17 protein-coding genes are annotated in these 17,668 nt (G+C 61.7%); 12 read left to right on the top strand and 5 right to left on the bottom strand.

Features of this window, described 5'->3' with window-relative positions; all coding sequences use genetic code 11:
- Window positions 1-286: 286 nt before the first annotated feature.
- Window positions 287-1,195, bottom strand: a complete 909-nt coding sequence (locus Cth01_RS04615; RefSeq protein ID WP_045838623.1) for a class I SAM-dependent methyltransferase — start codon at window positions 1,193-1,195, stop codon at window positions 287-289.
- A gap of 90 nt (window positions 1,196-1,285) precedes the next feature.
- On the opposite strand from Cth01_RS04615, the gene Cth01_RS04620 reads away from it, so the two are divergent.
- From Cth01_RS04620 to Cth01_RS04630, 3 genes are all read left to right on the top strand, one after another.
- Window positions 1,286-2,026: a ComF family protein gene (locus Cth01_RS04620; RefSeq protein WP_045838624.1), complete on the top strand. Its 741-nt coding sequence runs from the start codon at window positions 1,286-1,288 to the stop codon at window positions 2,024-2,026.
- 70 nt (window positions 2,027-2,096) lie between these two features.
- A complete protein-coding gene (gene trmL, locus Cth01_RS04625; RefSeq protein ID WP_034404833.1) occupies window positions 2,097-2,591 on the top strand; it encodes a tRNA (uridine(34)/cytosine(34)/5-carboxymethylaminomethyluridine(34)-2'-O)-methyltransferase TrmL in 495 nt (164 codons plus the stop codon).
- Between the two features lie 152 nt (window positions 2,592-2,743).
- Window positions 2,744-3,052, top strand: a complete 309-nt coding sequence (locus tag Cth01_RS04630; RefSeq protein ID WP_034353851.1) for a DUF4148 domain-containing protein — start codon at window positions 2,744-2,746, stop codon at window positions 3,050-3,052.
- A gap of 103 nt (window positions 3,053-3,155) precedes the next feature.
- On the opposite strand, the gene Cth01_RS04635 is transcribed toward Cth01_RS04630, so the two are convergent.
- Entirely contained in the window at window positions 3,156-3,620 is a 465-nt protein-coding gene (locus Cth01_RS04635; RefSeq protein WP_034353854.1) for a MaoC family dehydratase, read from the bottom strand.
- Between the two features lie 132 nt (window positions 3,621-3,752).
- Window positions 3,753-4,385 carry a LysE family transporter gene (locus Cth01_RS04640; RefSeq protein ID WP_034353858.1) on the bottom strand — a complete coding sequence of 211 codons (633 nt, stop codon included), beginning with the start codon at window positions 4,383-4,385 and terminating at the stop codon, window positions 3,753-3,755.
- 204 nt (window positions 4,386-4,589) lie between these two features.
- Here Cth01_RS04640 and kefC point away from each other — a divergent pair, with 204 nt between their 5' ends.
- Both kefC and Cth01_RS04650 read left to right on the top strand, forming a co-directional pair.
- Window positions 4,590-6,482, top strand: coding sequence for a glutathione-regulated potassium-efflux system protein KefC (gene kefC / locus Cth01_RS04645; protein ID WP_034396417.1), 1,893 nt, complete (start codon window positions 4,590-4,592; stop codon window positions 6,480-6,482).
- 16 nt (window positions 6,483-6,498) lie between these two features.
- A complete protein-coding gene (locus Cth01_RS04650) occupies window positions 6,499-6,951 on the top strand; it encodes a DUF1841 family protein (RefSeq protein WP_034353992.1) in 453 nt (150 codons plus the stop codon).
- A 158-nt stretch (window positions 6,952-7,109) separates the two neighbouring features.
- Here Cth01_RS04650 and Cth01_RS04655 read toward each other — a convergent pair whose 3' ends face one another.
- Entirely contained in the window at window positions 7,110-7,772 is a 663-nt protein-coding gene (locus Cth01_RS04655; RefSeq protein WP_034363567.1) for a c-type cytochrome, read from the bottom strand.
- 116 nt (window positions 7,773-7,888) lie between these two features.
- On the opposite strand from Cth01_RS04655, the gene Cth01_RS04660 reads away from it, so the two are divergent.
- Genes Cth01_RS04660 through Cth01_RS04695 form a run of 7 tightly spaced genes read left to right on the top strand, consistent with a single transcriptional unit; the run spans window position 7,889 to window position 17,289 of the window.
- Entirely contained in the window at window positions 7,889-8,731 is an 843-nt protein-coding gene (locus Cth01_RS04660) for an AAA family ATPase (RefSeq protein WP_003071243.1), read from the top strand.
- A gap of 30 nt (window positions 8,732-8,761) precedes the next feature.
- Entirely contained in the window at window positions 8,762-8,983 is a 222-nt protein-coding gene (locus tag Cth01_RS04665) for a hypothetical protein (RefSeq protein ID WP_003071240.1), read from the top strand.
- An 11-nt stretch (window positions 8,984-8,994) separates the two neighbouring features.
- The gene (locus Cth01_RS04670; RefSeq protein WP_045838625.1) at window positions 8,995-9,597 is read left to right on the top strand and encodes a GNAT family N-acetyltransferase; all 603 of its coding nucleotides are present in this window, start codon (window positions 8,995-8,997) and stop codon (window positions 9,595-9,597) included.
- A gap of 18 nt (window positions 9,598-9,615) precedes the next feature.
- Complete coding sequence (locus Cth01_RS04675) at window positions 9,616-10,803, top strand: vWA domain-containing protein (RefSeq protein WP_003071236.1); 1,188 nt, start codon at window positions 9,616-9,618, stop codon at window positions 10,801-10,803.
- Between the two features lie 4 nt (window positions 10,804-10,807).
- Window positions 10,808-12,715: an autotransporter assembly complex protein TamA gene (locus Cth01_RS04685; RefSeq protein ID WP_045838626.1), complete on the top strand. Its 1,908-nt coding sequence runs from the start codon at window positions 10,808-10,810 to the stop codon at window positions 12,713-12,715.
- Window positions 12,716-12,717: 2 nt separating this feature from the next.
- Complete coding sequence (locus Cth01_RS04690) at window positions 12,718-16,956, top strand: translocation/assembly module TamB domain-containing protein (protein ID WP_045838627.1); 4,239 nt, start codon at window positions 12,718-12,720, stop codon at window positions 16,954-16,956.
- A 57-nt stretch (window positions 16,957-17,013) separates the two neighbouring features.
- The gene (locus Cth01_RS04695) at window positions 17,014-17,289 is read left to right on the top strand and encodes a hypothetical protein (protein WP_045838628.1); all 276 of its coding nucleotides are present in this window, start codon (window positions 17,014-17,016) and stop codon (window positions 17,287-17,289) included.
- Between the two features lie 45 nt (window positions 17,290-17,334).
- On the opposite strand, the gene Cth01_RS04700 is transcribed toward Cth01_RS04695, so the two are convergent.
- Window positions 17,335-17,610, bottom strand: coding sequence for a metal/formaldehyde-sensitive transcriptional repressor (locus Cth01_RS04700; RefSeq protein WP_034353877.1), 276 nt, complete (start codon window positions 17,608-17,610; stop codon window positions 17,335-17,337).
- Window positions 17,611-17,668 lie beyond the last annotated feature (58 nt).

A 17,668-nucleotide genomic window follows, 5' to 3' on the forward strand; every position in this document is an offset into this window, starting at 1 on the left:
GGAACGCCCCTGCACCGCGACAACCGCCGGGCACAGGGATGCGTCAGCGCAGCAAAAGGCTGGCTTGTGGTGATGATGAAATGCGAAAACCGGCCGCTGTCGAACCCGCTGGCCAGTCCCCTTGGCAAAGCGAAACACCCGATATCTCCCCTGGCGGCTTGGGCCGCACTGTCTGGTTTCCTTCAGGCAGGAGAGAAGCCCGAAGGATTGCTGCTATCCATGAAATAACTTGGGGAAATTGTAGGCAGCTTTGTGTCGAATCAATGACCGGAAAACGACAGATGTGCTATCGCAAACCCGTGTTGCGGGGCTGCTTGAGCATGGCCTTCATGTCTTCCAGCGACACGGCGCTGTTGGCTTCCAGACGCAGCTTGGGCTGCGGTTTGTAGGCATGGCCATAAACGATCTCGAAGGTCAGCGAGAGCTGTCCATCGGGCTGCTTGTCGGCCCAGCGCTCCGCCATTTTCTGCAGCAGCTCGGCCTTCCAGCCACGGCCGCGCAGACCGGCAAAACGCCCTGGGTGCAGATTTCGGCCCAGTTCGCGCAGTTCCTGCAACAGACGCTGCGGCGTGGCAAAGGTCAGGGTGATGCGCTCCATGTCCATCACCGGCTCGGCAAAGCCGGAATGCACCAGCATGTCACCCCAGTCATGCATATCGGTAAACGTATGACCTGCCGGCCCCCAGCCCAGTTCGGCGTAGAGCCGATGCAGCTGCTGCACGGTATCCGGCCCGAGGCAGGAGAACATGACATAGCCATCGACCTTGAGTGCCTTGTGCCAGCGCTCGATCAGAGTCTGCGGATCGGCTGCCGTATGCAGCAGCATATTGGCCCAGAGCATGTCCATGCTGGCATCTGCGGGCGCTCCCATCTGCACGGCAGCCCCCTTCCAGCGCGAGAGCTGCCACCAGCGGCTGCCGAGCTTGTCCTGGGCCACGGCCTCGCGGCGGGCTACGGGTTCATAGATCGTGCATTCGGCCTGCGGATAGCGCTCGCGCAGCAGTTGGTGTGCCTGCATGCCACCTCGCACCGGCTCCCAGTGACACCAGGTCTCAGGCGGCTTCACGATCCAGTCCAGGCGCTGCTGCATGCGGCTGGCCACCTCCTCGTGCAACCAGGGGGATTCGGCCGGAGCGGCCATTTGCCAATGGTTTGCAGCGATGGAATCAATGGTGGGAGGCAGGGCGTGGGACATGGGCAGACAGAAGCGGGCAGATGGCCGAATAAGCGTTCAGCTCACCAACTGCCGGAAAGAAGATCAATGCGGCGCGAGTATATTGATTCCATGCCCGACCTTCATGCGACATGGCTTTCACACCTGCGCCGCCAGCAGCAGCGATGGCTGGATGCCTTGCCCAGCCAGTGCGCAGTCTGTGGACGCTGGCCGGGGCCGCGTATCTGCCGCGACTGCCATGCACGCTGGGCCCAGCACAAGCACCGCTGCCACAGCTGTGCCCTGCCGCTGCCGGCTCTGGTCAGCCTCTGCGGCAACTGCCTCAAGCAACCACCCCGACTCAAGCGCTGCACCGCCGCGCTGGACTATGCCTACCCCTGGCAAAACCTCATCACACGCTACAAATTTCAGGCCGATCTGGGGTTGGCGCGCAGCCTGGGCAGGCTGATGGCCAGTCACCCTGAAGTCAGGGAGCAGTTGCGGGCCTGCGATGCCTTGCTGCCCATGCCGGCCTCCGCACAGCGCGTGCGCGAGCGCGGCTTTGAGCACAGCCTGTTGCTGGCACGCTCCCTCTCGGAGCAATACGACAGGCCTTTGCCCTTGCTGAGCGAGACTGTGCAGCGCCAACATCTGGAGTTGCCCCAACATGCCTCCAGCCGGGAACAAAGACTGCGCCAGCTGCGCGGCATTTTCAGCCTCACCCCGGCTCGACAGGCTCTGGTGAAAGGACGGGAGATTTTGCTGCTCGACGACGTGATGACCACCGGCGCCACGCTGGATGCACTGGCAGGCTGCCTGCTATCGGCCGGCGCGGCATCGGTCAGCGCAGTCGTGCTGGCACGCACGCCTTGACCCATATCCGCCAGTCTGGAACTGCGGAGGCGGCAGCGTGGGTAAAAGCCGGGCTGCACAATAGCGCCCCATGTTTCATATCGTTCTTGTGGCGCCCGAAATCCCTCCCAACACGGGCAATGTCATCCGTCTGGCCGCCAATACGGGTTGCAGCCTGCATCTGATCGAGCCGCTGGGCTTTTCCATGGAAGACCGGCATATGCGCCGCGCCGGACTGGACTATCACGAGTACGCCAATGTGGCCCGCCACGCCAATTGGGACGCCTTCCTCGAAACCTGTCAGCCGCAGCGCGAGCGCATGTTCGCCATGACCACGCATAGCAGCAGCCCGGCCCATGCCATGGAATTCAAAGCTGGCGACTGGCTGGTCTTTGGCTCTGAAAGCAAGGGCCTGCCACCCGAGGTGCGCGCCCAGTTCCCCAACGAGCAGCGACTGCGCCTGCCCATGCTGGCATCTCAGCGCAGCCTGAACCTATCCAATGCCGTGGCCGTGACAGTGTTCGAAGCCTGGCGCCAGCAGGGCTTCGCGGGAGCTGCCCTTGCAGAGCCCAAGACAGCTCTTTAAGTTCCCGCTTATTGTCTCTATTTTCGGAACAATAAGTTGCGCAACAAGGGGTTTTTCTCGCAATTAGATCGTCCTAAAGTACGACCCATGGACTTGCAGCCGACCGACGATATCCGCCAGGACTGCAGGCCCGACGTACCAAAGGACGAATCATGAAATACGCCAACCGCTTTGCCATCGTTGCCGCCCTGGCCATGTCCGCCGCCGCTGCACAGGCTGCAAGCTTTGACTTCACCGGCGATCACTACCCTCCCGAAGTTGCAAGTCAATCCACCCTGACCCGTGCCCAGGTCAATGCCCAGGTGCAGGACGCCATGGCCAAGGGCCAGCTGCAACTCGTTGGCGATGCCTATCTGCCCCTGTCCCAGCAACAGCAATCCAGCAACCTCAGCCGTGAGCAAGTGCGCCAGGAAACCATTGCCGCAGGCAAGGCCGGTTTGCTGGACAACTATGGCGAATGACGGACTCTGCGCAGCACCCTGCTTTGCGAGGTGCGGCTCAATAACAAAGCCCCAAGGCGCAAGCCAAGGGGCTTTTTTCATGGCTTGAAAATTACACCGCGAATCAGGCCGCCGCACCAAAGCTGCGCGCCAGCGACTCAGCCACGCACACAGGCTTGTCGCTGCCCTCGCGCTCCACCGTCACCAGCCAGGTCATCTGGACGCCGGCCGGCTCGATGCGCTCCGCCGCCTGCAATGTCATGCGGGCCCGCAAGCGGCTGTTGACAGGCACCGGGGCCATGAAGCGCACACGGTTGAGCCCGTAGTTCACTCCCATCTTGGCGCCTTCTATCTTGAAAGTGCCTTCGAAGAACTGAGGCAGCAGGGACAGCGTGAGAAAGCCATGGGCAATCGGCGCGCCGAACGGCCCCTGAGCCGCACGCTCGGGGTCGGTATGGATCCACTGCTGATCGCCCGTGGCATCGGCAAACATTTGAATCTGGGCCTGTGTGATGGTGATCCAGTCGCTGACGGCGACTTCCTGCCCAATCGAGGCCAGCACTTCGGAGTAGGAGCGAAAGGTTTTCATACCCCCAATGTAGAAGCCCCCTGCCCTGTGCCATGTCTGACGCGGGACAAGGGGCTTACCCTAGATTATTCGATCAAATATGCCGCTGGCTCAATCTATTCATACGCTTGCAGCTACGCTTTTTAAAGCGGATCAGGCTTCGCTGGAGCGCTGAACAAAAAACAGGCCTGTGCCTACGGCCATCAGCAGGCCGCCGAACACGCGGTTCTGGTTGCGCATGGCGCGTGCGCTGCGCATCAGGCCGCGCAAGGCGCTGGCGCCTGCGGCATAGCCGTGCATCACCGTGGTGTCCACCGCCAGCATGGTCACGGCCAAAATCGCCAGTTGCGGAGCCAGAGGACGGCTGGTGGTCATGAACTGGGGCAGCACGGCCACCATGAATATGATGCCCTTGGGATTGGTGGCATTGGTCAGAAAGCCCATCAGTACGCGCTTTTTGAGACTGGCCTCGGGCACGGCCTCTTGCGCTGCCAGCGGCGAGCCGCCGGAGCGCCACTGGCTGATGCCCAGATAGATGAGATAGCCGGCACCCACGATCTTGACGGCATTGAAGGCCAACTCGGACGCCATGAGCAGCGAGCCCACGCCGGCACCTGCTATCAACAAGATAAGCAGCAGCCCGAGCTGCAGACCCATGATGGTGGCGCTGGTCTTGCGCACGCCGTAGGACAGGCCATGACTCATGGACAGCACAGCCCCCGACCCTGGCGAAACCGCGATGATCCAGGAGGCCACAAAAAAAGCAAACCAGGTGTGCAGATCCATACTCACTCCAAACGCCGATCTAAAGCGCCAGTCACAAAGCGCCTATCTTAAAAGTTGCGCTATCAACTTGCAGACGCATGGTTGACCTGACGCTATAAGCACCAGGTAAACATTCGTGCCATTTTTCTTTCTGTCAAAAATCTGACGCTTGGCTGCGGGTGCCAAAATGGAATCCCGCTAGGGTTAACACCACATAACATTCCCATGGAACACGGCTCTCCCATCTGGCTGACTTACGGCTTCATCTATCTTACGGCGGCGGTTCTGGCCGTCCCCATCGCCAGAGCCCTGGGCCTGGGAGCCATCATCGGCTACCTGGGCGCAGGCATTGCCATGGGTCCCTGGGGTTTTGCCCTCGTGCGCAATGTGGACGACATCCTGCACTTTGCCGAGTTCGGCGTGGTGCTGATGCTGTTCGTGATCGGACTTGAGCTGCAGCCCAAGCGCCTCTGGGAGCTGCGGCGACCGATCTTCGGCTGGGGCATGGCGCAAATGGCGGTCTGCACCGGCATTCTGTTTCTGGCCGCATGGGCCTTTGGTCTGTCGTGGCGCGTCAGCCTGATTGCGGGCATGGGCCTGGCCTTGTCGTCCACCGCTGTCTGCCTGCAGATCATGGCCGAGCGCAATCTGATGCGTACTCCCAGCGGACAGGCAGCCTTCTCCATCCTGCTGTTCCAGGACGTGGCGGCCATCCCCATCCTGGCGTTGATTCCGATTCTGGGTGCTTACAAGGCTGCCCATGGCAGCCACGGCGACAGCCATGTCTGGCTGGCCATTCTCAAGACCGTGGGCACGATTGGCGCCGTCATCATCGGTGGCCGATTGCTGCTGCAACCTCTGCTGCGCTGGATTGCGCGCAGCAAGACTCCCGAGATCTTCACCGCCACTTCCTTGTTGTTGGTCGTAGGCATCGCCATGCTGATGACACAGGTGGGCCTGTCCATGGCGCTGGGCGCCTTCCTGGCCGGCGTGCTGCTGGCCGACAGCGAATACCGCAGCGAGCTGGAAACCAATATCGAGCCGTTCAAAGGACTGCTGCTGGGCCTGTTCTTCATGGCCGTGGGAATGAGCATCGACTTTGGCGTCATCCTCCAGTCTCCCTGGGCCATGGCCGCCATGGTGACGGGCTTTATTGCACTGAAGGCAGTGATGATCTTCGGCTTGGCCAAATTCATGCAGATTCCCTGGCGCGAACGCCCGGTGTTCACGCTGATGCTGGCGCAAGGCGGCGAATTCGCCTTTGTGGTGTTCCAGACAGCCGCGCAGTACAAGGTGTTTCGCCACAGCGTCTCGTCCATGCTGGTCGCGGCCGTGGCTCTGTCGATGCTGCTGGGCCCGCTGCTGCTGGTGCTTCTGGACAAACTGCTGCTGCGCCGCTTTTCCACCATCAGTGACGAGGAATGCGGCATGGAGAAGGCCCAGGAAATCTCCGAGCCTCAGGACTCGCCCATCATCATTGCCGGCTTCGGCCGCTACGGCCAGATCGTGGCTCGCGTGTTGCTGGCCCAGGGCATACGCCCCACCATCCTGGACCACAGCGTGGAAATGCTGGAGGCCGCGCAGATCTATGGCCACCGGGTGTTTTACGGCGATGCCACTCGCATGGACCTGCTGCGCATTGCGGGCGCAGCCAAGGCTCATGTACTGGTGATTGCCGTCGACACTCCCGAGCAGTCCCTCAAGATAGCCAGCCAGGTACGCAAGCATTTCCCCAACCTGGAGATCGTGGCCCGCACCCGGGATCTCAATCACTGGTTCCAACTGCGCGACCTGGGTGTGGAGCATGCCCAGCGTGAAGTGTTCGAGTCCAGCCTGATCTCGGCCCAGTCGGTGCTGGAACTGTTAGGTCAGAGTCCGGCCGAGGCCAAACGCATCACGGCACGCTTCAGGGAGCACAATCTGGCTCTGGCCGAGCGCATGTACCCGCATTACAAGGACAAGAACCAGCTGATTGCGGTGGCCAAGCAGGGCCGCCAGCAACTGGTGGAGCAAATGGCCAAGGAACGTGCCGATCTCCTGGCTGACAACGCAGAAACACCAGATACCGCCCTGGCCAGCGAGCAAGACCACAGTCCGGCTGATGCCCGGCAGCCGTGATACGCTGCGCGCCATCATGTTCAACCCCAGTCAAGCCGACGTACGGCGATTTTTTTGCGGTGTGCGCGCCAAGATGATCAGCGGCGCGCCCATGGAGGCCATCGAGACGCTGGCCAGCCTGTGGATAGACGAGCACCCCGAGTATTTCGATGAGCTCTCCGACATGGATGCCGCCGTGGCGCGCAACTATGACTCAGAGCCCGAGCGCACCAACCCGTTTCTGCACCTGTCCATGCATCTGTCCATCAGCGAGCAGTGCAGCGTGGACTCGCCACGAGGCATCCGCCAGGCGGTTGAGTTGCTGGCCAAGAAGCGTGATCTGCATGACGCCCATCACGCCGCCATGGAATGCCTGGGCCAGATGCTCTGGGAAAGCCAGCGCTCGGGACGCCCGCCTGATGGCGAAGCCTATGTCGCCGGAGTGCAGCGTCTGGCCACCACCGACGGCAGTTTCAAAAGTACCCCCTGATGCGCTGCACAGCCTCCGGCGGGGAGATGACACAATCGCTGCAGGAGGGCTCCAGCTCTGCATCCTCCAAGCCCCGGGTACCGGGCCCCTGAGCTGCATCCCGTTGAGAAAAAGCAAAAGCCCGTCTTCACGGGCTTTTGCTTTTTCTGAAACAAGGTCTATTTCTGGCCCAGGCGGAAGTGCGGCTGCGCCACTACCTGCATCTCGCTGTCCAGGCTACCGATGTACTTGGCGAGTTGCTGCAGCTCGTCGTTCTTGAACTGCTTGGCAATGCCGGCCATCACGCCATTGCTGCGTCCGATGAGCGGATTGCCATCGGTTTTATATGACTGCAAGGCGCGAAAAACATAGTCCGAATACTGCCCTGCCACCTTGGGATAGGACGGGTCAATCGGCTTTGAAAAGCCTTCACCGTGACAGGAGAAGCAGGCGCCTTTTTGCAGCAGCGCCGTGACAGCAGGGTTCGCCTCCTTGGCCTTGCCGTCCTTGGCCTTGCCATGACCTGCATAGAAGGCCGCCACATCGGCCATGTCCTGCTCGCTCAGTGAGTCGGCAATGCCACGCATGGTGGGGTGTTTTCGTTCGCCTTTTTTATAGGCATTCAGAGCCGAGACGATATAGGCCTCGTTCTGCCCGCCGATCATCGGCACCTTGTAAACCTCAGGGAAGCTGGCCTGATAACCGGTGATGCCATGACAGCCTATGCACATGGCGATCTTGCCCTCGCCAGCCTTTGCATCGCCCTTGACAGCCTGGGCGTTTGCCGCGCCGGTCACTGATGCGACAACTACTGCCAATACCGTGGTCCAAGTTTTTATCATTTTGCGCGCACAATCCTTCAAGAGTTCAGACGGGTGCTCAAATGCCTTGCTGCAGTGCAAACGATTATGGCAGTGAGAATTTCGCACGCTTATCAATACTTACGCTGATACCGCCCATGAAGTTTCAAGGTTCCGACAAATACGTAGCCACGCAAGATCTGATGCTGGCCGTCAACGCTGCCGCTACCCTGCAGCGCCCTCTGCTCATCAAGGGCGAGCCCGGCACGGGCAAGACCATGCTGGCCGAGGAAGTGGCCCAGGCGCTGGACATGCCGCTGTTGCAGTGGCATATCAAGTCCACCACCAAGGCACAGCAAGGCCTGTATGAGTACGACGCCGTGAGCCGCCTGCGCGATTCGCAGTTGGGAGATGAACGCGTCAAGGACATTCACAACTACATCGTCAAGGGCGTGCTCTGGCAGGCTTTCACGGCGGAACGCCCCGTGGCCCTGCTGATCGACGAGATCGACAAGGCCGACATCGAGTTCCCCAACGACTTGCTGCGCGAAATCGATCGCATGGAGTTCTATTGCTACGAGACGCACGAGATGATCCGCGCCAAGCACCGCCCGCTGGTGTTCATCACCTCGAACAACGAAAAAGAGCTGCCTGACGCCTTCTTGCGCCGCTGCTTTTTCCACTACATCAAGTTCCCCGATGCCGACACCATGCGCCAGATCGTGAACGTGCATTTCCCCAAGCTGCAGGGTGAGTTGCTGAATGCCGCCATGAAGGTCTTCTACGATGTGCGCAATCTGCCCGGCCTCAAGAAAAAGCCTTCGACCAGCGAGCTGATCGACTGGCTCAAGCTGCTGGTCGCCGAGGAGATTCCTGCATCGGCTCTGCAATCCGAGGAAGGCAAGGTCAGCGTGCCACCCCTTGTTGGCGCGCTGCTCAAGAACGAACAGGATATGAGCCTGTTTGAAAAGCTGGTCTTCATGAACCAGCGCAACCGCTAACCTTCCTTAAGAACCGAGGAGACACAGCCCATGAGCACTGCACAACAACTGCTGCTGGAAGGCGGCTCCGACGCCATCGGCTTTGTGGGCGGAGCCCTGCTGGGCTGGGGCCTGTCCCATGTGCTGGGCCTTGACCTGTTTGCCCAGGGCTATGGTGCGGGCAGCATTGCCGCCATTGCCATGGTGGGGCTGGGTGGAGGCCTGGGGCTCAAGCTGGCCCGACTCTGGCGCAGCAAGCGCAATCCACTTTGAGTGAGCAAGCCATGACTTTTGTAGAACCTGTGACCTTGCGCGACCGCGGCGTGCGACTGGAGCCGCTGGATCTGAGCCATGAGCCTGGACTGGCAGCGGCCGCTGCCGATGGAGAGCTGTGGAGGATTCGAGTGACTTCCGTGCCCGAGCCTGGCGAGGTGCGCAGCTATATCGAAACCGCGCTGCTGGGCCGCGACCAGGGCCACCGCTTTGCGTTCGCCGTGCTCGACGATGCCAGCGGCAAAGTGCTGGGCACGACCAGTTATCACGACATCGTGCCAGCCATTCGCCGTGTGGAGATTGGCTACACCTGGTATGCCAAAAGCGTGCAGCGCACCCATGTCAACACTTCGGCCAAGCTGCTGCTGCTGGCCCATGCCTTCGGTACGCTGGGCTGCCATGTGGTGGGCTGGCGCACGGACAACTTCAACTTCGCCAGCCAGCGCGCCATTGAGCGCCTGGGTGCCAAGAAAGATGGCGTGATTCGCGGCCATGCGCTGCGCCGCGACGGCACGATTCGCGATACCGTGATGTACAGCATGCGCAGTGGCGAATGGCCTGAAGCCCGTGCACAACTGCTCTATCTTCTGGAGCAGCATGCACCCGCCGCATAAGCGCTGGAGACATTTTTCATGCTGATCGACTTCTTCTACACCCTGCGTGCCGCCAAACTGCCTGTGTCGGTCAAGGAGTTTCTGGCTCTTCTGGAGGCACTGGACGCGGGCATCATCGGCCCCAAGAGCGAGGATCGCTGGAGCCTGGACGACTTCTATCACCTGGGCCGAACCATTCTGGTCAAGGACGAGAAGCACTACGACAAGTACGACCGCGCTTTTTCCGCCTATTTCAAGGGTGTGGAGATGCTGGCCGACTTGACCAAGGAAATTCCGCAGGACTGGTTGCAAAAGCTTCTGGAGCGCGAGCTCAGCCCCGAGGACAAGGCCAAGATCGAAGCCATGGGCTGGGACGAGCTGATGGAGACGCTCAAGAAGCGCCTGGAGGAGCAAAAGGAGCGCCACGAGGGCGGCAACAAATGGATCGGGACGGGCGGCACCAGCCCCTTCGGCCACGGCGGCTACAACCCGGCGGGCATACGCATTGGCGGGCCGGGCCGCAACAAGAGCGCCGTCAAGGTCTGGGAGCAGCGAGCCTACCGCGACTATGACGACACCCAGGAACTAGGCACGCGCAACATCAAGGTCGCGCTGCGCCGCCTGCGCAAGTTTGCGCGCCAGGGCAGCGAACTGGAACTGGATCTGCCGGACACCATCCGCTCCACGGCAGCCAATGCGGGTTATCTCGACATCAAGATGATTCCCGAGCGGCATAACAATGTGAAAGTGCTGCTGCTCATGGACGTGGGCGGTACCATGGACGAGCATATCCAGCGCGTGGAGGAGCTGTTCTCGGCCGTGAAGAGCGAGCTCAAGCATCTGGAGTTCTATTACTTCCACAACTGTGTTTACGACTTCATGTGGAAGAACAACCGCCGCCGCTTTGCCGAGAAATTCCCGACCTGGGACATCATTCGCAAGTACAACAAGGATTACAAGCTGATCTTTGTTGGCGACGCGACCATGAGCCCCTATGAAATCCTGCAGCCCGGCGGCTCGGTCGAGTACATGAACGAGGAACCCGGTGCCGAGTGGCTGCAGCGCCTGACGAACGCCTTCCCGCACTTTGCCTGGATCAATCCGGAGCCACAGGGCGTATGGCAGTACCGCCAGAGCATCAGCATCATCCAGCAGTTGATGGGAGACCGCATGTACCCTTTGTCGCTCAAAGGCTTGGAAGACGCCATGCGCATGCTGTCAAAATAGGGGCATGCCCCAGACCTTGCCCTTGAAAAAGCCGGCCTTGAGGCCGGCTTTGCTTTTGGGAGCCGCCTTGCTCCTCAGCGGCTGCAGCCTGCTTTCCCCCAAAGACAAAGAAGCCGAAGCCATGGGCATCGACACCAGTGGTCCCCCCGCCTTCACGCTGGAAGTCGATGCCCCAAAACAAGTCCGTGCGCTGCTGGAGCAGCATCTTGAACTCAAGCGTTTTCGCCACCAGCCCGATCTGCAGCGCCGCGAGCTGACGCGCCTGCTGGGCGCGACCGATGCCAACGTACGCGAGCTGATAGGCACCTTGGGCTATTTCAGCCCCACGGTGACCGTGGAGCTGACCGATACCCCCGAGGAAGAAGCACCGCGCAAAGTAGTGGTCAAGGTCGATCCGGGCCCGCCCACCATCATTGAAAAATCCGAGGTGCGGTTTACCGGCGTCAATGCCAGCGACGAGCTGGGGACTTCTCAGCGCCTGCAGATCGAGGAAACCTGGCCGCTGCAGAGCGGCGAGCAATTCTCGCAATCGGCCTGGAGCAGCGCCAAGAGCGGTGGTCTCAAGGAACTGCAAAAGCGCCGTTATCCGCTGGCCCGCATAGATACCAGTCTGGCCGATGTGGATGCCGACACCAACAAGGCCCAGGTCAGCGTGAGTTACGACCCCGGCCCGGCCTATACATTCGGTCCTCTGCAGATTGATGGTGCCGAGCGCTACGACCCGGTGCGCACGGCCCGTATTGCGCGCCTTCCGGAAGGTCAGGAATATGACTTGCAAAGCATGCTCGATGCGCAGCAGCGCCTGGTCAGCAGCGGCTATTACGACTCGGTATTTCTTTCGCTGGCCGATTCGCCGCAACAGGCCGCTACCGAAGCTGAGCGCGACGAGCAGCGCAAGAATCAGGGTGCTGCCATCACCTCGCCCGTGATTGCCAAGGTGCGCGAGGCCAAGCTGCAGAAATGGGTGTTCGGTGCAGGCCTGAGCACGGACACCGGACCTCGTCTGTCCATCGATCACACTTACAACAAGGTTCCCGGTCTGAACTGGCGCGCCGTCAGCAAGCTGCAGCTGGACAGTAAGAACCCGCTGATCTCCACTCAGTTGGTCGGCCTGCCCGGTGAAGACCTCTGGCGCTGGTTTGCCAGTGGCAAGCTAGAGCGTGCGCCAGCAGGCGACTTCAACACCAATAGTGCGCAGATGCGCTTTGGTCGCTCCAAGGCAGAAGACCGCATAGAGCGCAATTTGTACCTGCAGTACGACTACGCCAAGACCCAGGGAGCAGGTGCTCCGCCCGGCGCCTCCTCGCTGCTGGCCAACTATGGCTGGACGGCCCGCTATTTCGACAACAACCTGCTGCCTACCTCGGGCTTCGGTCTGGCCCTGGAAGCCGGCGCCGGCACCACGCTGACGCCGCAACGCTCGCCGTTCGGGCGCCTCACGGGCCGCTGGCTCAGCCTGATCCCGCTGGGTGAGCGCGATGAGGAAACCAGACGCCACAACCGCCTGCAGCTCAAGGCAGGAATCGGTGCCGTCATGGCCAAGAAAGATGTGGATCTGCCCACCACCATCATGTTTCTGACAGGCGGTGACAACACGGTGCGCGGCTATGGCTATCAGTCGATTGGCGCACGCACCGACAACGGCCGCGTGATTGCCGGCCGCTATCTGGCCATGGGCAGCGTGGAATGGCAGCGGCCCATCACCATCAAGGGCAACACCCAGGACTTCGAGCACGCCGTCTTCATCGATGCCGGCACCGTTGGCGACGACATCAACCGCCTCTACACCCGCGTCGGTTTTGGCACCGGCATTCGCTGGAAAAGCCCGGTTGGTCCAATTCAAGCAGATCTCGCCTGGGGCGCACAGGAGCAACAGTTGCGCCTGCACCTGCGTCTGGGCTTCACGTTTTAAGCATGGCAGAACAAGACACACACCCTATCGCCAAGACCTTACTCCCCAAGCGCCGCCGCTGGCTACGCGCACTGGGCTGGACTATTGCAGCGACCCTGCTCGCCCTGGTGCTGGCGCTTTGCAGCCTGCTATGGTGGATTGGCAAGGATGACTCCCTCCACCAGACACTGCAGCGCGTGGCCAGCTGGCTGCCCGCAGACCAGTCCCTGGTCGCCAAAGAGGTCACGGGCAGTGTCAAGAACGGTGGCCACATTGGCTGGCTGCAATGGCAAAGCCCGACCATGAAGGTCGAGGTCAGGGAAGCTCAGATCGGCTGGCAGTTCAGGCCTTTGCTGCTGTCGCGCACACTCAAGCTGGGTGAGGTTCACATTGCCGAGTTGCGCATTGCCAGCACCCCGGACCCCGAAAAACCCGCCAGCGAACCGCTGCAGTCGCTGACCCTTCCAGTGAAGATAGAGCTGCCCTTCAAGGTCGATCAGATCATCTGGCAAGGCCCGCCTGAAGCCGTGGTGCAGGACCTTCGCGGTCGCTATGAATACACGGGCACACATCACGAACTCAAAGTCAGCAGTCTGCGCTTTGCCCAGGGCGCCTACCAGGCACAGCTGAAATTGCAGGGCGCCGCCCCCATGTCCTTGCAGGCCGAGGCAACAGGCGATGTGCAAGTGCCCAACCCGCTGGACAAAAGCGCTGACGCCCTCAACACCATAGCCGTGCAGGCCAGGGTGACGGCCGAAGGCACGTTGGCCACCGAAGCGGCTAGGCTGGAGATCAAGGCCAATGCCAGCGCAGAGACCTCCGGCTCTGGCGCAGACACTCAAGTAAAAACAGCTCTCGACCCCAAACTCAAAGACAACCCGCAGCCCTCAGTCTCGACGTCCGGGCCAGCAGCAGATACCGCCCCCATGCAGGCGGATGTGGAGGCCAGCATCATGCCCTGGCGCAGCCAGCCGCTGCTGGCAGCCAAGGCCAGACTCCACAATCTCGATGTCTCGGCCTTCTGGCCTCAAGGGCCACGCACCCTGTTGACCGGCCAATTGCAGGCTGGCCCCGACGAAACGGTAGCTCCAGCTACGAACCTGGAGGCTCAGCCCTGGAACCTGAACACCAGTTTCAGCAACGCACTGCCCGGCCCCTGGGACAAGCAGCGCCTGCCCGTGGCCGAGCTGATGGGCCAAGTCCGTTTCGACGGCCAGCAATGGCAGGTCGACGACTCTCGTATCCAGATCGGCAAGGGCAATATCGCTCTCGGCGGTCAGTTCACTCCGAGCACCCAGTTGTTTGAAGGCCTGGCTGTTGTGGAAAAGCTCAACCCGGCCGATCTCTACAGCACGCTGGAAGCAGCCCCTCTGGAAGGCGAGATTAGCGCCAAGGCTGTGCAAGCCGAACCTGGCAGCGGCGATGCCGCTGCCAGCAAGATAGTGTTTGCCGCCAATCTGCACGCAGCGGGCGGCAAGCGCGACAGCAAGGCGCTGCGCATTCAGACACTGGCTGCCAAAGGCCAGTGGCAGGCCCCGCTGCTGCAGCTGGAAAAGCTGCAGATGGAAGCCCTGCAGGCCAGTGTCGATGCCCGGTCCGTGGAGTTCAATACCGAAACCCAGCAGGCCAAGGCTCGACTCAAGGCTACGGCGCCCGGTGCGCAGCTGAACTTTGACGGGCAGATGAGTCCTGCCAGCGGCACTGTCCAGAGCCAGCTGCAGCTCAGCTCCATGGACACGCTCACGCAATGGTTGCGCAAGCTGCCGGGCGTCAAGGATCCGCTGGGCGGTGCTCAACTCGATGGCAGCGCAGATTTGCAACTGGCTCTAAAGGGCGGTTGGGAAAATCTGCTCAAGCGCTTGAGCGCCCCCCATGGTGCGGCCATTCCCGCAAGCGGCTTGCAGATTCAGGCCAAGCTGCGCGCCGAGAAGATTCGTTATCTGCCTGCCGGCTCCGCAGTCGATCAGGGTGCCGTCTTGCCTGCGCTTGCACTGAACATTGACGGCAGCCCCGAAAATGCCAGGATCGGTCTGACCGTACAAGCCCAGCAAGCTGGCAAGAGCATACAGATAGACACCGCTTTGCAGGCCGGCCTGACAGGCGGCAAGGCCATGGCACCGCTGGACTGGCAGGCCAGTCTGGAAAAGCTGCAGGCCCAGCTCACACCCGACAAGCACAAGCCCGGCCCCTGGGTGGTGCAGTTGCAAGCCGCTGCGCCCGTGCAGATCAGGCAGCGAACCAGCGGCAGCACGGTGCTGAGCACCGTCTATCAGTTCAGCGCCGGCAAGCTGCAGATCACGCCCCCGAAGTTGGGCATCAGACGTACCAGCAGCGAGCCACTGGCGCCTGTCCAGCTGGCATGGGATGAGGGCTCCGTCACCCGTACCGGCAGCGGCCAATGGGGGCTGCGCAGCGCAGGACAGGCCCTTGGAATTCCGCTGGCCTGGGTCGATGCATTCAGCCTGGGCGACGACGAGCCACCGCTGGAAGCAGCCGGCATTTCCGGCGACCTGAGCTTCAACGCGCGCTGGAACCTGGACACATTGGGCAAGGATCTCAAGGCCGATCTCACGGTCGAGCGCGCCGCAGGCGATCTGCGGCTGGCAGTGGACGATGGCTCCAGCACTACCGTCATCCAGACTACCGGCCCCACCGCCAAACGCGCCGGCGGGACACGTACGCGCCAGATCGGCGGCGCAGGCATGCGCTCGCGCATCAAGGACGTACGCCTCAACGTACAGGCACAGGGTAGTCAGGTCAACGCCAAGCTACTCTGGGAGAGCGAGCGTGCAGGCCAGCTCAACGCCGACCTGCGCACCCAGCTCAGCTATCAGCAAGACGGCTGGACGCTGCCCGCCACGGCGCCTCTGTCCGGTCAGTTGCACGCCAATATGCCAGATATGGGACTGTGGGCCCTTTTTGCGCCACCGGGCTGGCGCATTCAGGGCACGCTGGCGGCGGACGCCAGCATTAGCGGTACCTTGCAGGACCCCAAGTGGCAGGGCGATATCAAGGCCGATGGGCTCAATATCGTGTCTCTGCTCGATGGCGTGGACCTGCGTGACGGCATTCTGCGCGCCAAGCTGCAAGGCACCAGGCTGGACATCACCGAACTGCGCCTCAAGGGCGGAAAGGGTAGTCAAGCGCGCATTCTGGGATATAGCGGCAATCTGACCCGTGCACCCGAAGACGGCGGCCAGCTCACCGGCACGGGATATGCCCAGTTCACACCGCCGGGTACAGGGAGCGAATCAGGCCTGAGCATGAATCTGCAGGCCAAGGCCAGCAAGCTGCAGGTGCTTGTGCGCGCCGACCGTCAGGTCAGCGTCTCCGGCGATCTGCAAGCCAGGCTGGAGCAAGGCCAGTTCACGCTGCGCGGCGACCTGACGGTCGACAGAGCCTCCATCATCCTGCCCGAGGAGTCCGCACCGTCGCTGGACAAGGATGTGGTGGTGCGCTCGGCGGCATCGCGCAAGGCCGAAGAGGAAGAGCGCCAGCGCGCCGAGCAACAGGCCCGCAAGGATCAGGCCCGTGCCACGCCGCGCAAGGTGCCCGACATTCTCGTCAAGCTCGACATGGGCCGTGACTTTGCGCTGCAAGGCTTTGGCATCACCACGCGACTGCTGGGCCAGCTTGAAGTGCGAGGAGCCAGCTACATCGGCGGCCCGCCCAGCGTGACCGGAGAAATCCGTACCGAGCAAGGCCGCTACCGCGCCTGGGGACAGTCGCTGAATGTGGAAACCGGGCTGATCCGCTTCAATGGCCCCTACAACAACCCCTCGCTGGACATACTGGCGCTGCGCCCGAATATTGCCGTCAAGGCCGGTGTGCAGGTGCTGGGCACGGCCAGTGCGCCACGCGTGCTGCTGTACTCTGACCCGGCCCTGCCCGACGCGGAAAAGCTCTCCTGGGTAGTCATGGGCCGCGATCCCGCCTCCGGCGGGGCCAGCAGCGCCCTGCTTCAACAGGCCGCCATGGCCTTGCTGGCTGGTGGCAACAGCTCCAGCGGCAAGATTGCTGGCAGCCTGGGGCTCGATGAAGTCGGCTTCAAGGGCGGCGGGAACGGCACGGATGCAGCGGGCGCTGCGCTGACCATGGGCAAGCGTATCTCGGACAAGCTCTATCTGACCTACGAGCAGAGCCTGTCGGGAGCCATGGGCATCATCTACATCTTCTACGACCTGTCGCGCAGCGTCACCTTGCGCGCCCAGACCGGCATGACCAGCGCCATGGACATCGTCTATACCGTTCGCAAGGACTAAGCATGAAAACTGCCTTCATCCCCTTGCTCGCATGCGACAGAAGCCATCAATCCTGCCATGCCACGCAACCGCACTGCGCTTGAGCAAGCCGCGGGCAAGCTCATACTCCGCATCCAGCAGGAATGGATGCAGGAACTGGGTGGGCCTGCGGCCGCAGACAGCGAGCAAGTTATGAACCGCGCTCATGACCTGCTGCAGGCCGCATCGGCCCGCCGGCCCGGCCTCGGGCTACAGCAGCAGTCGATCGAAGAATTTCTGGGCAGGCAATGGCTGCACGGCCATCCTGACGTGCAGCCATTCGTCAATGATCTCGCGGCGCTGGTGCAGCCCTGATCCACCGCTTCATCCATGCAGGCCGCCCACGCCTGCGGCCCAGCCCTATTTGACGTAGGAACGCAGCACCTTCACGACCAGCTCCAAGTCCTGTTCACGCTGCTCGGGCTTCGCGGCCTCGGCACCCAGATGCTCGCGCACATGGCCTTCGAGCAACTCCAGCATCAAGCCGTTGACGGCCCCGCGCACGGCCGCCAGCTGCTGCAGCACCACGGCACAGTCCTGCCCCTCTTCCAGAGCCCGCTCCAGAGCCTGCGTCTGCCCCTTGATGCGGCGGATGCGCGCAAGCAACGGTTTTTGATTCGAAACGGTATGCGACATATGCAGGAATTGTAGTCCTCCTGCCGGCATGGAAAATATACTGGGGTAGAGTATATGA

Source organism: Comamonas thiooxydans, assembly GCF_000964545.1.
Classification (GTDB): domain Bacteria; phylum Pseudomonadota; class Gammaproteobacteria; order Burkholderiales; family Burkholderiaceae_C; genus Comamonas; species Comamonas thiooxydans.